This window comes from Propionibacterium acidifaciens, assembly GCF_003798325.1.
Lineage (GTDB): Bacteria > Actinomycetota > Actinomycetes > Propionibacteriales > Propionibacteriaceae > Propionibacterium > Propionibacterium acidifaciens.
This window is the reverse complement of record NZ_CP033719.1, coordinates 501832-515982: the sequence shown is the minus strand read 5'-3', so window position 1 is coordinate 515982 and position 14151 is coordinate 501832. Positions and strand designations below refer to the sequence as shown.

General features: G+C 74.0%; 14 protein-coding genes. 12 read left to right on the top strand and 2 right to left on the bottom strand.

The features are described 5' to 3' along the window. Positions 1-190: 190 nt before the first annotated feature. On the bottom strand, positions 191-805 hold the full coding sequence (locus EGX94_RS02270; RefSeq protein WP_226906041.1) for a GNAT family N-acetyltransferase: 615 nt from the start codon (positions 803-805) through the stop codon (positions 191-193). Positions 806-867: 62 nt separating this feature from the next. Here EGX94_RS02270 and EGX94_RS02265 point away from each other — a divergent pair, with 62 nt between their 5' ends. The 3 genes from EGX94_RS02265 (at position 868) to EGX94_RS02255 (ending at position 5263) form a co-directional block, all read left to right on the top strand. Then, positions 868-2553, top strand: coding sequence for a ribonuclease J (locus EGX94_RS02265; RefSeq protein WP_021797635.1), 1686 nt, complete (start codon positions 868-870; stop codon positions 2551-2553). Positions 2554-2683: 130 nt separating this feature from the next. After that, entirely contained in the window at positions 2684-2869 is a 186-nt protein-coding gene (gene rpmB / locus EGX94_RS02260; protein WP_021797631.1) for a 50S ribosomal protein L28, read from the top strand. A 129-nt stretch (positions 2870-2998) separates the two neighbouring features. Then, a complete protein-coding gene (locus EGX94_RS02255; RefSeq protein ID WP_021797643.1) occupies positions 2999-5263 on the top strand; it encodes an ATP-dependent DNA helicase RecG in 2265 nt (754 codons plus the stop codon). Positions 5264-5319: 56 nt separating this feature from the next. Here EGX94_RS02255 and EGX94_RS02250 read toward each other — a convergent pair whose 3' ends face one another. Continuing rightward, the gene (locus tag EGX94_RS02250; RefSeq protein ID WP_028706534.1) at positions 5320-5739 is read right to left on the bottom strand and encodes a pyridoxamine 5'-phosphate oxidase family protein; all 420 of its coding nucleotides are present in this window, start codon (positions 5737-5739) and stop codon (positions 5320-5322) included. Between the two features lie 78 nt (positions 5740-5817). On the opposite strand from EGX94_RS02250, the gene rsmD reads away from it, so the two are divergent. From rsmD to EGX94_RS13265, 9 genes are all read left to right on the top strand, one after another. Continuing rightward, the gene (gene rsmD, locus EGX94_RS02245) at positions 5818-6405 is read left to right on the top strand and encodes a 16S rRNA (guanine(966)-N(2))-methyltransferase RsmD (protein WP_021797633.1); all 588 of its coding nucleotides are present in this window, start codon (positions 5818-5820) and stop codon (positions 6403-6405) included. Positions 6406-6418: 13 nt separating this feature from the next. Continuing rightward, the gene (gene coaD, locus EGX94_RS02240) at positions 6419-6892 is read left to right on the top strand and encodes a pantetheine-phosphate adenylyltransferase (protein ID WP_028706533.1); all 474 of its coding nucleotides are present in this window, start codon (positions 6419-6421) and stop codon (positions 6890-6892) included. Between the two features lie 45 nt (positions 6893-6937). Beyond that, positions 6938-7507 (top strand): YceD family protein, encoded by a 570-nt coding sequence (locus tag EGX94_RS02235; RefSeq protein ID WP_021797638.1) that lies wholly within the window; start codon positions 6938-6940, stop codon positions 7505-7507. Between the two features lie 85 nt (positions 7508-7592). Further along, a complete protein-coding gene (rpmF, locus tag EGX94_RS02230) occupies positions 7593-7805 on the top strand; it encodes a 50S ribosomal protein L32 (protein ID WP_021797627.1) in 213 nt (70 codons plus the stop codon). After that, a complete protein-coding gene (gene rnc, locus EGX94_RS02225; protein ID WP_021797634.1) occupies positions 7792-8514 on the top strand; it encodes a ribonuclease III in 723 nt (240 codons plus the stop codon). Before rpmF ends, rnc begins: the two co-directional genes overlap by 14 nt. Beyond that, complete coding sequence (gene mutM / locus EGX94_RS02220; RefSeq protein WP_123825839.1) at positions 8514-9431, top strand: bifunctional DNA-formamidopyrimidine glycosylase/DNA-(apurinic or apyrimidinic site) lyase; 918 nt, start codon at positions 8514-8516, stop codon at positions 9429-9431. The genes rnc and mutM overlap by 1 nt, the downstream gene beginning before the upstream one ends. A 6-nt stretch (positions 9432-9437) precedes the next feature. Continuing rightward, positions 9438-10088 carry a GtrA family protein gene (locus EGX94_RS02215; RefSeq protein WP_123825837.1) on the top strand — a complete coding sequence of 217 codons (651 nt, stop codon included), beginning with the start codon at positions 9438-9440 and terminating at the stop codon, positions 10086-10088. A 40-nt stretch (positions 10089-10128) separates the two neighbouring features. Further along, positions 10129-13674, top strand: coding sequence for a chromosome segregation protein SMC (gene smc / locus EGX94_RS02210; protein WP_123825835.1), 3546 nt, complete (start codon positions 10129-10131; stop codon positions 13672-13674). Between the two features lie 175 nt (positions 13675-13849). Further along, the gene (locus EGX94_RS13265; RefSeq protein ID WP_021798389.1) at positions 13850-14023 is read left to right on the top strand and encodes a hypothetical protein; all 174 of its coding nucleotides are present in this window, start codon (positions 13850-13852) and stop codon (positions 14021-14023) included. Positions 14024-14151 lie beyond the last annotated feature (128 nt).

The following is a 14151-nucleotide window of genomic DNA, read 5'->3' as shown; positions in this document are numbered from 1 at the left end:
AGTTGCCGGTGGCGCGCTCCCGGGCCGACGCGCAGGGACGCCAACACGCCGGCCAGGACGCCCGTAAGTGTCGTGGCAAGCCCCGGGCAACCGCATCCGGCAACGGTGGACGGTTCGGCGAAGAATCCGGCGGGCCCTCCCCGGAACCAGGGGCCCATGGCGCGGCGCACGCCCCGGGTTCGGCCGGGCCTCAGCCCAGGCCCGTGTGGAGGCGCACCTGGCGCAGGACCGCCGAGCCGTCCTCGGTGCCGATCTCGCGGTGCGCCCCGTCGGGCGCCCAGCCGCTGCCGGCGAGGAAGGAGCGCAGCGCGTCGTCGGTGCTGCCGACCCACCACGTGGCGCGCTCGAAGCCGTCGGCCCGCATTGTGTCGACGACCGCGTTGAGCAGGCGCGAGCCGTGGCCGCGCCCGGTGCGCCCGACGACGAACTCGCCGACGACCGCGTCGGCGGGCCCGGCATCAGGGTCCTCGCTAGGGCCGATGGCGGCGAAACCGGTCAGCGTCCGACGGTCGGGGGTCGTCGAGACGAGCACCCGGCAGCTCGCGAGCGGGGGAGCGGTGATCGCCGACAGCCACCTGGCGGTCATGGCCGCGGGCCCGGGCAAATGCCCGGCCAGTCCGGCCCGCGCCCAGGCGCCCGTCTGGAGGTCCGCGATGCGCCCGGCCTCGTCGGCCATGGCGAGCCGGACGAATCCCGGCTCGGGGCCGTGGGGACTGCGCCGCCGGGCGCCCCCCGGTGCGCGCCCGGCGCTGTCCGCGTCCTCGCGCCCGTCCCGGGCGGCCCCCTCATGAGGATGCTCGCTCACGGTTCACAGTCTATGGCCGCGGCGCGCCGGCCCGTGACCGGCGGGCCGCTAGGCTGTCCCCCGTGGCACACGACGGTTTGAAGACCCCTCCCCAGCTGAAGCCCGACACCCTGCGCGTCACCCCGCTCGGCGGTCTCGGCGATGTGGGGCGCAACATGACCTGTTTCGAGCTCAACGGGAAGATCCTCGTCGTCGACTGCGGCGTGCTCTTCCCCGAGGAGAGCCAGCCCGGCGTCGACCTGATCCTCCCGGGCCTGGACCAGCTCGCCGACCGCCTCGACGACGTGGTGGCGCTGGTGCTCACCCACGGGCACGAGGACCACATCGGCGGGGTGCCCTATCTGCTGCGCCAGCGCCCGGACATCCCCGTCTACGGCAGCCGTCTGACCCTCGCCTTCGTCGAGGCGAAACTGCGCGAGCACCGCCTGCGCGACTGCGCGCTGCACGCCGTCGCCGAGGGGGAGCGGATCGCCCTCGGCGAGTTCGGCCTCGAGTTCTACGCCGTCACCCACTCGATCCCCGACGCCCTGGCCGTCGTCATCCGCACCCCGGCCGGCTCGGTCCTGCACACCGGTGACTTCAAGATGGACCAGCTGCCGCTCGACGGGCGCATCACCGACCTGCGCGGCTTCGCCCGGGCCGGGGAGGAGGGCATCGACCTGCTCATGGCCGACTCGACGAACGCCGAGGTCAAGGGCTTCACGCCGCTCGAGCGCGACATCCTGCCGAACCTGGAGCGCGTCTTCGCCGAGGCCGGGCGCAAGCTCGTCGTCGCCTGCTTCGCCTCGCACGTCCACCGCGTCCAGGAGATCCTCGACCTGGCCGCCGAGCACGGCCGCAAGGTCTGCTACGTCGGACGCTCCATGGTCCGCAACATGGCCGTCGCCCGCGAGCTCGGCTACCTCCACGTGCCCGGCGGCATCCTCATCGAGCTGTCCGAGCTCAACGACCACCCCGATGACGAGGTCGTGGTGGTCTGCACCGGCTCCCAGGGCGAACCGCTGGCCGTCCTGAGCCGCATCGCCAACCGCGACCACCCGGCCATCGGCATCAACCCCGGCGACACCGTGCTGTTCGCCAGCTCGCTCATCCCCGGCAACGAGAACTCCGTCTACCGCGTCGTCAACGGCCTCACCCGCCTGGGCGCCCGGGTCGTCCACCGCGGCAACGCCTTCGTTCACGTCTCGGGCCACTCGGCCTCGGGCGAGCTGCTCTACCTGTACAACATCGTCCGGCCGGGCAACGTCATGCCGGTCCACGGCGAGGAGCGCCACCTCGTCGCCAACGCCGAGCTGGCCGTCGCCACCGGCGTGCCGCGCGAGCGCGCCATCGTCGCCCACGACGGGGACGTCATCGACCTGCACGACGGGGTGGCCCGGAGGGTCGGACGCGTCGACGCCTCGTACATCTTCGTCGACGGCTCGACCGTCGGCGACGTCTCGGAGTCGAGCCTCACCGACCGGCGCATCCTCGGTGAGGAGGGCTTCATCTCGATCGTCGCCGCGGTCGACCTGCGCGAGGGCGAGCTCGTGGCCGGCCCCGACGTCTCGGCGCGCGGTTTCCTCGAGGCGCCCGCGATCTTCGACGACGTCACCGAGAAGATCTCGCGGGCCCTGGTCACGGCGCTCGACGAGGGCGTGGACGACGAGCACCGCCTCCAGCAGGTGGTCCGCCGCACGGTGGGCCAGTGGGTGTCGAGCACCTACCGGCGCCGCCCGATGATCGTCCCGGTCGTCATCGCGGTCTGAGCCGCCGTCCCCCGGCCGCCCCCGCGCCGGCCCCGTCTGATTTGGGGAACGCTCGGGCAGGAGGATAAACTTGCGGGGCTGCGCCCCCTCGGGCGCCGTTCACAGTCGTCGAAGAGGTCAAGGAGTCGCCATGGCTGCCGTGTGCGAGATCTGCGGCAAGGGTCCCGGCTTCGGGCACAACGTGCCGTGGTCGAAGAAGAAGACGAACCGTCGCTGGAATCCGAACATCCAGCGCGTCCACGCCGTCATCGACGGCACGGCGAAGCGCCTGAACGTCTGCGTCTCCTGCCTGAAGGCCGGCAAGGTCAGCCGCTGAGCGCGTGGTCCTCGCACCGAGCCCGCCCACCGTCGTGGGCGGGCTCGGTGCTGTCCGGGCCCGTTCCCCGTGCCCCGTCCGGGCCGGTCGGCGCCGAGAATCGTCGGCGAGCCCCACTAGTCTCGGATCGTGGTCGCAGAAGAGGGAACATCGGGTCGGGCCCCACTCGCCGGGCGGGTGGCGAGCCCGTACCGCACGCGCGCCTACCGGCGCCTGGCCGAGCCTCTGTCGGGCGCCTTCGGGGCGAGGACCGCCAAGGCCTTCGACGCCGTCGGCGTGCGCACGCTCGACGAGCTTATGCACTACACGCCGCGCGACTACCTCAGCGGCACCCAGCGCAGCGATCTCGGCGCGCTCCTGCCGGGGGAGCGCGCGGCCGTCCTGGCCGAGGTCGCTGCGGTCGGCGCCCAGCCGTTCCGGGGCGATCCGCGCCGCTGGCGCCTCGAGGCGACGCTCACCGACGGCCGCGGCGGCCTCACCCTCATCTTCTTCGGGCGCAAGCACCTCGTCGAGTACTGGCGCCGGCAGCTCCGGATGGGATCCAGGGGCATCTTCGTCGGCAGGATCGGCGAGTTCCGCGGCGAGCTCCAGATGAGCCACCCCGACTTCGTCATGCTCGACGACGACGGGCGCATCGTCGGGGCCGCCGACGAGAAGAAGGTCCGGATGGCCCAGGTCGTCAGCCGGGGCGGGATCATCGGCATCTACCCGGCGCGCGCCGCCCTGCCGACCTGGCGGATCGCCGAGTGCGTCGCCATGGGGATCGACATGCTCGCGGGCATCGACGACCCCCTGCCCGAGCCGATCCGCACCGCCGAGGACCTGCCCGGCCTGCTCGAGGCCTTCACGATGGTCCACCAGCCCCGCACCGAGCAGGACGTCGCCGCCGGCATGCGCCGTCTCAAGTTCGACGAGGCCCTCGGCCTCCAGCTCGCCATGGCCTACCGCCGCCGCGAGGCGGCCTCGCAGGCGGCGGCCGCCGTCACCGTGCGCGACGACGGCCTGCTCGCCGTCTTCGACGCGCGCCTGCCCTTCGAGCTCACCGAGGGCCAGCAGCGGGTCTGCGCCGAGATCCTGGCCGACATGGCCTCCGAGCGGCCCATGCAGCGCCTCCTCCAGGGCGAGGTCGGCTCCGGCAAGACGGTCGTCGCCCTGCGCGCCATGCTCGCCGCCGTCGACGCCGGACGTCAGGGGATCCTGCTCGCGCCCACCGAGGTGCTCGCCGCCCAGCACGCCGCCACGATCGTCTCGCTCCTGGGGGACCTGGCCTCCGGCGGCACCCTCGGGGCCGCCGAGCACGCCACCGGCGTCGAGCTGCTCACCGGCTCGATGCCCGGTGCGCGGCGCCGCGAGGCCCTCGACCGGATCGCCTCGGGCGAGGCCGGTATCGTCGTCGGCACCCACGCCCTGCTCGGCGACGACATCCGCTTCGCCGGGCCCGGCCTTGTCGTCATCGACGAGCAGCACCGCTTCGGCGTCGAGCAGCGGGCCCGGCTCACCGCGGGCGCCGCGCTGCGTCCCCACGAGCTCGTGCTCACGGCGACGCCCATCCCGCGCTCGGTCGCGATGACGGTCTTCGGTGACCTCGAGGTCTCCACCCTGAGGTCCCTGCCCGGGGGGCGAGCCGACGTGCAGACCACGGCGGTCCTCACCGCGGAGCACCCCGGCTGGCTGGGGCGCGTCTGGGCCCGCCTGCGCGAGGAGGTCTCGGCGGGCCGCCAGGCCTTCGTCGTCTGCCCGCGCATCGGGGGCCCCGGCCAGGGATCCGGGGACCGGGGCGGCGAGGAGATGATCGGCGCCGAGGAGATGCACGCCAGGCTCGCGGCCGGCGAGCTGTCCGGGCTGCGACTGGGGCTCCTCCACGGGCGTCAGAGCGCCGAGCTCAAGGCCGCGACGATGGAGGACTTCGCCGCCGGCGAACTCGACGTGCTCGTGTCGACGACGATCATCGAGGTGGGCCTCGACGTGCCCAACGCCAGCGCCATGGTCGTCCTCGACGCCGATCGCTTCGGCGTGAGCCAGCTCCACCAGCTGCGCGGGCGCATCGGCCGCGGTGCCCACCCGGGCATCTGCCTGCTCGTGAGCGCCGTCGACCCGCGCACGCCCGCGGCGCAGCGGCTGCGCGACGTGGCGGCCACCCGCGACGGCTTCGCCCTGGCCGAACTCGACCTAGCCCAGCGCCGCGAGGGCGACGTGCTGGGCGCCGAGCAGTCCGGCGGGCGCAGCTCCCTGCGGCTGCTGCGCGTCCTCGACGACGCCGACGTCATCGCCCGGGCCCGCACCGTCGCCGAGCGCTTCGCGGCCGCCCCCGCCGACGAACTGCCCGACGGGCCCGCCGACATGCTCCGCAGGGGCCGCGGGCTCAGCGCCGACGAATGGCTCGAGCGCGACTGACCGCGCCCCGAACGGCCCCGGGCCCCGACGCGGGCCGACGGCCGCCGCCCGGTCCGTCAGTCCTGCGGCTCGGGGCCGAAGGCGAAGCGGCGGGCCGTGATCCTCGTGGGGGTCACGCGCACCCAGTTCCTCTTCACGGTGGGCACCCAGGGGCGCAGCGGGGCCTTCGCCAGACGGGCCAGCTCGTCGGCGTCCTCGATGAGCGCGGCGGTGCCGCGCACCAGCACGCTCCAGCCGCCCTCGTCGGTCCAGCCGTCCGCCTCGAAGGCGACGTGGGAGTCGAGCACGAGCTTCTCGAGCTTGCTGCCGGGGGCGCTGCGGAAGACGACGCTCTCGCCGTCGAGGCAGAAGTTCACGGGGTAGATCTCGGGCGTGGAGTCCGAGAACACCGCGATGCGGCCCACGTCGACGCTGGCGAGGTAGCCCCAGGCGCTCTCCTCGGGGATCTCGGACACAGGATTCGTAGTCTCAACCATGGACCCATCTAACCCCAGAGGGGCTCCGCGGCGCCGGGGGAGGACCCTCTGAGAGCGTCACACCGCTAACGTTGAGCCGTGGGCAGAATCATCGCGGGCGGCGCGCGCGGCACCAGTCTGGTCGCCCCCGACGGCAGGGCGACCCGGCCCACCACGGACAGGGTCAGGGAGGCCCTGTTCAACGCGCTGGCCGCCTGGAACGGCACCGCCGGGGGGCCCGCCGAGGACCAGTGCCGGGGCCTGGCCCTGCTCGACCTGTTCTCCGGCTCAGGCGCCGTCGGCCTCGAGGCCGCCAGCCGGGGCGCTGACCCGGTCCATCTCGTCGAACGCGACCGTCGGGCCGCCGGCGTCATCTGCCGCAATCTCGCGGCCACCGGCCTGGGCGCCCGGCTGCACGTGCGCGACGTCGCGGCCTTCCTGGCCGCCCCGGCACCGGTCGTCTTCGACGTCATCGTCGCCGACCCGCCCTACGCGCTGCCCGGCGACGAGCTCTCGGAGCTGCTCGGGGCGGCCGTCTCCGGCGGCTTCCTCGCCGACGACGGCCTGCTCGTCGTCGAGCGCTCGAGCCGCGATCCCGAGCCCCGCTGGCCGGACGGCTTCGGGCCCGGTGCCCGCCGGGACTACGGTGAGACCGCCCTGTTCCTCTGCCGACCAGCGAAGAGGTGAACCGATGACACTGGTGCGCGCCGTCGTCCCCGGCTCGTTCGACCCCATCACCCGGGGACATCTCGACATCATCACGCGCGCCCGCGCCGTCTTCGGCGGGGTCGTCGTCGCCGTGGGCCGCAACACGACGAAGAACTACCTCTTCGACCCGGACGAGCGCCTGGGCCTCGTGCGCGACGCCGTCGCGGAGCTGGCCGGGGTGAGCGTCGAGCCGATCGACGGGCTGCTCGTCGACTTCTGCCGCGACCGCGGCATCTCCGTCGTCGTCAAGGGCGTGCGCTTCGGCTCGGACTTCGACTACGAGCTGCAGATGAGCCAGCTCAACCGCATGCTCTCGGGCCTCGAGACCGTGCTCCTGCCGGCCGGCCACGAGTACGGCACCGTCTCGAGCTCGATGCTGCGCGAGGTGGCCGCCAACCACGGCGACATCGGCCCCTTCGTGACGCCCGCCGTCGATGCGGCCGTGCGGGCCAGGATCGGCTACTGACGGGCGCCCGCCGTCCGGATTGGCGCAGGGCCCTAGGCTGGCGGGGTGAGCACTCATCTGGACGCCCGCGACCCGCTCGTCGTCAACACCCACGAACTGGTCCGCCGGGCCGGGGCGACGAGGCCCTTCCACGGCACCGCCCCGGCCCCCGCGGACCTGGGCATCGAGGTCATCGGCGTGCCCGAGGGCGCCCCGCTGAGGCTCGACCTCGACCTCGAGTCCGTCGTGGAGGGCGTCCTCGTCGTCGGCACCGTCCGGGCGCCGCTGGTCGGGGAGTGCTCCCGCTGTCTGGAGCCCGTCTCCGACGAGGGCGTCCACCGGATCACCGAGCTCTACAACTACCCTGGCCGCGAGGCCGACGAGGACGAGCTCTTCCTCGACGACGAGCTCCTCGACCTCGAGCCCGCCGTCCGAGCCGCCATCGTCCTCGACCTCCCGTTCAGCCCCCTGTGCCGGCCCGACTGCCGGGGCCTGTGCCCGCGGTGCGGCCTCAACCTCAACGAGCACCCCGAGCACGAGCACGCCGACGACCCCGATCCTCGCTGGAGCGGGCTCTCCGGACTCGACCTCGGCGGGGACCGGGCCGCCGACGAGGGCCCCGCCGCGGGGGATTAGGCCGTTGCGCCGGGCCGGGGTATGATGACGCGTCGCGTGCCCGTGCCAGGCGTGCCCAAACGACCATTGACCGAGGAGAACTAACGTGGCTGTCCCGAAGCGGAAGATGTCCCGCAGCAACACGCGGTCGCGCCGCTCGCAGTGGAAGGCTGCGCCGGTGACACTGGTGACCTGCCCCAATCCGGCGTGCCGTGCCCAACACCTTCCCCACACCGCGTGCCCGAAGTGCCACCAGTACGGCACCGGCCGCAACGCCCGCACGGTGACGGGGAGCCTGAACACCCGTGAGTTCGAGTGAGTCCCCGAGTCGATTCATCGCACTGATCAAGGAGCTCGGCATCCACGTGGACGCCGAGCTCCTTGAGCTTGCGCTGACGCACCGCTCCTACGCCTACGAGAACGGGCAGATCCCCCACAACGAGCGGCTGGAGTTCCTCGGCGACGCGGTGCTCGGCGTCAACGTCACCGACTACCTGTACAACGCCTTCCCCGATTTCCCCGAGGGCCGCCTGGCCAAGGTCCGCGCCTCCGTCGTGAGTGCCGTGAGCCTCGGCGAGGTGGCGCGGCTCCTGGGGATCGGCGGGCTCGTCAGGCTCGGCCACGGCGAGCTGACGACCGGCGGGCGCGACAAGACGAGCATCCTCGCCGACACGACTGAGGCCCTCATCGGCGCCATGTACCTCACCGACCCGGCGGGCGCGGCCCTGTTCGTTCACCACATCTTCGACCCATTGGTCGACCGGGCGGTCCGCACCGGCGCCGGGCTCGACTGGAAGACCTCCCTCCAGGAGATCTGCGCCTGTCTGGGCGCCGAGCCGCCGGAGTACGAGATCGAGGAGTTCGGCCCCGACCACAACAAGCACTTCGTCGCCACCGCCCTGGCGGCCGGCCAGCGGTTCAACGCCGGCAAGGGCCACAACAAGAAGCAGGCCGAGCAGCGCGCTGCCGAGTACGCCTTCAAGGCGCTCGAGCGCGGCTGTCGGCGGGCCGAGGCGGACGAGGGCTGATGCCCGAACTGCCCGAGGTGGAGGTCGTCCGGGCCGGGCTCGAGCCCTTCCTGACCGGTCGGCGCATCGCCGGCGTCGACGTCCTCGACGAGCGCGCGGTGCGCCGCCACGAGGCTGGTGCGGCCGACTTCGTCCGGCGTCTGACCGGACTCGAGCTGGGACGCCCCGCCCGTCGCGGCAAGTACCTGTGGCTGCCCGCCGTCGGCGGCGACGCCGTCCTGGCCCATCTGGGCATGAGCGGGCAGTTCCGCGTCGACGCGCCCGACGCCCCGCTGGCGCGCAACACCCGCGTCCTGGTCGACCTCGACGACGGCACCCAGGTGCGGTTCGTCGACCAGCGCCTCTTCGGCGGGCTCTCGTTCAGCCCGGGCGGGGCGCAGCTGCCGCCGGAGATCGCCCGCATCGCCCGCGACCCCTTCGACGAGCGCTTCGACCTGCCCGCCGTCGCGGCGGCCATGACGGCCCGCCGCTCCACCGTCAAGCGCGCCCTGCTCGACCAGCGGCTCGTCTCGGGCATCGGCAACATCTACGCAGACGAGGCCCTGTGGCGCGCCCGCACCCACCCCGGGACGCCGACCCGGCTGCTCGGCGCCCGCAGGGCCCGCGCCGTGCTGCGCGCCGCGCGGGCGGTGATGGCCGAGGCCCTGGCCGCCGGCGGCACGAGCTTCGACGCGCTGTACGTCCACGTCGACGGGGAGCGCGGCTACTTCGACCGAGAGCTGGCCGTCCACGGGCGCCTCGGGGAGCCCTGCCCCCGCTGCGGGGCGACGATCGTCCGCGAGGCCTTCATGAACCGGTCGAGTCACCTCTGCCCCCGCTGCCAGCGCGGGCCGGGCACGGCGGCGATCCGTCCCGGGAAAGCGTCGTCCCGGAAAAGCGTCGTCGACGCCGGGCCGGGGCCGCGGGGAGTAGGTTGAGCAACCATGAGCGTCCAGACCGTCAGCGCTCGCGGGAGCCGGATCGGCCGCCTGCTGGGCCAGTTCGTCCGATTCGCCGTCGTCGGCGGCTCGGGCGTGGTCGTCAACATGGCCGTCGCCGTCGTCATGAACAAGATGCACGGCGGCTCCGCGAACGCCACACGGGTCATGTTCCCCATTCCGGGCACCGACCTCAACTTCCGCTTCAGCTCGCTGGTGTGGATCGTGTCCTTCCTCATCGCGAACACTTACAACTACCAGCTCAACCGCAGCTGGACCTTCCGAGGCACCGGCCGCGGCTGGTGGAGGGGCTTCTGGCAGTTCCTGGCCATCGGCGCCGTCGCCGCCCTCATCGGCATGGTCCTCAAGGCCCTCATGATGAGCCCCGGCAATCCCCTCAGCTTGCGCGGCCCCTGGTTCGACGCCTGGACCTGGCGTCACGGCGGCAGCGTCCTCGCCCAGCTCGAGGACGCCTGCCACTCGCCCGAGTACGTCGCCCACGCCGCCTCGATCCTCATCACGATGCCGATCAACTTCATCGTCAACAAGGTGTGGACCTTCCGGGGCAGGGGGGCGGCCGCTGCGGACGTCGTGGCCCCCGAGCCGGCGGACGGCCCGGCCGGCGCCGTCGGCGAGGCGCCGCAGGAGCGCGTGTGAGGGCCGCCGTCGGCGCGCCGGGCCCGGGGATCGGGGCGGCATGTACCTGAAGTCGCTCACGCTCAAGGGCTTCAAGTCCTTCGCCTCGGCCACCACCCTCACCTTCGAGCCGGGCATCACGGCCATCGTCGGCCCGAACGGCTCGGGCAAGTCCAACATCGTCGACGCGCTCGCCTGGGTCATGGGCGAGCAGGGCGCCAAGCACCTGCGCGGCGGCAAGATGGACGACGTCATCTTCGCGGGCACCGCCGGCCGCGCCCCCCTCGGCCGCGCCGAGGTCACCCTGACGATCGACAACACCGACGGCGTGCTGCCCATCGACTACACCGAGGTGACGATCTCGCGCACCCTGTTCCGCGCCGGCGGCTCGGAGTACGCGATCAACGGCCAGACCGCCCGTCTGCTCGACGTGCAGGAGCTGCTGTCCGACACCGGCATGGGCCGTGAGATGCACGTCATCGTCGGTCAGGGCCAGCTCGACCAGATCCTCCAGGCCACGCCCGAGATGCGCCGGGGCTTCATCGAGGAGGCCGCCGGCGTCCTCAAGCACCGCCGCCGCCGGGAGAAGGCGGTCCGCAAGCTCGACTCCACCGCCGCGAACCTCGACCGGTTGAACGACCTCATCTCCGAGATCCGCCGCCAGCTCAAACCGCTCGGCCGCCAGGCCGCCGTGGCCCGCCGGGCGGCCGTCGTCCAGGCCGAGCTGCGCGACGCGCGGGCCCGTCTCATGGCCGACGACCTGACGGCCGCCACGCTGGCCCTCGAGTCCGGGACCGCCTCGGCCGCCACCCGCGAGGAGCAGAGGAGGCGGGCCGAGGAGCGGCTGGAGGCCGCCCGCCGCGTCCAGGCCCGGGCCGAGACGGAGGCTGCCGCCGCCCAGCCGGCGCTCACGAGCGCCCAGGAGCGGTGGTACGCGGCCTCGACGCTGCGCGAACGCGTCGCCACCGTCGTCTCGATCAGCGCCGAGCGCATGCGCCACCGCGTCGACGACCGGCCCGGCACGAACGGTCGCGATCCCGACGAGCTCGACGCCGAGGCCGCGCAGGTCCGCGAGGCCGAGGCCGACCTGCGCGCCGAGATCGAGGCCGCCCGCTCGCGGCTCGCCGACGCCGGGGACGAGCGCTCCCGCCTCGAGGACGAGCACGCCGAGGCCGAGAAGGGGTACGCGGCCCGGCTGCGCGCCGTCGCCGACCGCCGCGAGGGCCTGGCCCGGCTCGGGGGTCAGGTCTCGGCGCTGCGCTCCCGCCTCGAGGCCGGGGCCGAGGAGACCGAGCGGCTGAGCGCCCGCCGCGACGAGGCGCTCGAACGCGCCGCCGAGGCCGACCGCCGGTACCTGGCCCTCGAGACCCGGATCACCGGCCTCGGCGAGGGCGAGTCCGATCTGGACGCCGCCTACGAGGACGCCGACTCCCGGGTCGCGCAGGCCCGGGAGCGGGTCGAGCGCTACGAGGCCGAGCGCGTCGGGCTCGACCAGCGGGTCGCCACGCTGAGCGCCCGCATCGACGCCCTGGAGCTGGGCCTGGAGCGCGGGGACGGCGCCGCGGCCCTCGCCGGGCGCGACGGGCTGGGCGTCCTCGGCCCGCTCGACGGGCTGGTCGCCATCGAGCCCGGCTGGGAGGCGGCCCTGGCCGCGGCCCTCGGCCCGGCGTCCGAGGCACTGGCCGTCGCGGACCTCGACGGCGCCCAACGGGCCCTGGCCCTGCTGGGCGACGAGGAGCTCGGGACCGCCTCGCTCCTCGTCGCCGACGCCCCCGACGGGGGCCGGGGCCCGCACGGGCCGGTCGCCGGGGCGCGCCGCCTCGACGAGCTCGTCACCGCCGGCCCGGAGGTGGGCGCCTCCCTGCGCAGGCTGCTGGCCGGCGTCGTCGCCGTCGAGGACCTCGCCGGGGCGCGCGCCGTCGTCGAGGAGCACCCCGATCTGGTGGCCGTCACCCGCTCCGGCGAGCTGCTGAGCAGCTGGTTCGCCGCGGGCGGCTCGGGCCCCGGCAAGAGCGCCATCGAGCTGCGGGCCGCCGTCGCCGCGGCCCGCGAGGAGCTCGAGGAGGCCCGCCGCGAGGCTGAACGGGTCCGCTTCTCCGCGGCGCGCGCCGACGAGGCCCTGGCGGAGGCCGAACGGGCCGCCGGCGAGGCGCTGGCCCGGCTCAACGAGTCGGACGCGGCGATGTCGGCCCTCGCCGAGCAGATCTCCCAGGCCGGCCAGGACGCCGAGAGCTCCCGCGCCGAGGCCGAGCGGCTCGCCGCGACGATCGACCGGACTGCGGCGGGCCGCGAGGCGGCAGAGCAGGAGCTGGAGGTCCTCACCGAGCGGCTGGCCCGCGCCGGCGACGAGGCCGAGCTGACCGAGCCCGACCCGTCCGTCCGCGACGAGCTGGCCGCCGCCGCCCGCCTGGCCCGGCAGAACGAGATGGAGGCCCGTCTGGCGCTGCGCACCGGTGAGGAGCGCGCCCGCGCCCTGGCCGGCAGGGCCGACTCCCTGGCCCGCTCCGCCGCCCGTGAGCGGCGCAGCCGGGCCGAGGCCGCCGCCCGCGCCGAACGGGCCCGCCGCGAGGCCGCCGTGGCGGCCTGCGTCCACGAGGCCGCCGTCTGGCTCGCCGCGCGGGTCGCCGCCGCCCGCGAGGCCGCCGACGCCGAGCGGCGCCGCGCCGACGCGGAGCGCGTCGAGGCCGAGACGGCGCTCGTCACCGCCCGCCACGAGGCGCGCGACCGCGCGGCCGAGCTCGACGAGCTCGTCGAGGGCTCCCACCGGGATGAGATGGCCCGCATCGAGCAGCGGATGCGCCTGGAGCAGCTCACCGAGAAGGCCATGTCGGAGCTCGGCATGGAGGCCGGGACCCTCCTCGCCGAGTACGGCCCCGACAAGCTCGTCCCCGTCCTCACCAGGCCGGACGGCTCCGCCCTCACCGCCGACGACGAGGTGCCCGAACCGGTGCCTTTCGACCGCGAGGAGCAGACCCGTCGCGCCCGCCGCGCCCGGCGCACCCTCGACCAGCTGGGGCGCATCAACCCGCTGGCCCTCGAGGAGTTCGACGCCCTCAACGAGCGCCACCAGTTCCTCGCCACCCAGCTCGAGGACCTCAGGAAGACCCGCAAGGACCTCCAGGACATCATCACCGAGATCGACGACCGCGTCCAGGAGGTCTTCACCCGGGCCCACGCCGACGTGGCGCGGACCTTCGACGAGGTCTTCCCCCGCCTGTTCCCCGGTGGCGAGGGCCATCTGGTCCTCACCGAGCCCGACGACATGCTCGCGACGGGTGTCGACATCGAGGCGCGCCCGGCCGGCAAGAAGGTCAAGCGCATGTCGCTGCTGTCCGGCGGCGAGCGCTCCCTCGTCGCGGTGGCCTTCCTGTTCAGCCTCTTCATCGCCAGGTCCAGCCCCTTCTACATCCTCGACGAGGTCGAGGCGGCGCTGGACGACATGAACCTCTCGCGCCTGCTCGGCATCTACGAGGAACTGCGCAAGGACTCCCAGCTGCTCGTCATCACCCACCAGAAGCGCACGATGGAGAAGGCCGACGCGCTCTACGGCGTGACCATGCGCGGCGACGGCGTCACCACCGTCATCTCGCAGCGGCTGGCCGAGTGAGTCCGAGCCGGTGCGGCACGCGGGTCGAAGGCCCGCTCGTCGATGTGGTGCGCATGAGTGAGTCCACGCCGGCGCGGTGCGCGGGGGTCACCGGTGCGGCGCGGTGCGCGGTTCAGCGGCAGGTGGGCACTAGGGTGGACGCGTCCGCTCTGACGACCGGCGCTGGAGGCCCACCGTGTTCCTGTTCATCATCGTCACGATCCTGATCCTGGCCATCGCCCTCGGCATCGGGCTGGTCGTCGTCGTGGGCATGCAGGGCTACCGCCGCGAGGAGAACAGGAAGCTCTACGAGCGCCTCAACCGGATCGCCGTGCGGATGAACGGCGATCTGCCGCGCGAGCGGCCCTGAGCCCCGGCCGCGCCGCCGCCTGTCCGGCGCGTCACGGCACCGGCGCCCCGACCCGGTGACGGGCTCCGCGCAGAGGCCCGCGGGGGACGGCCCGTCTCCGGAGGGCGGATCGGCCGGGGCCGGTCGGT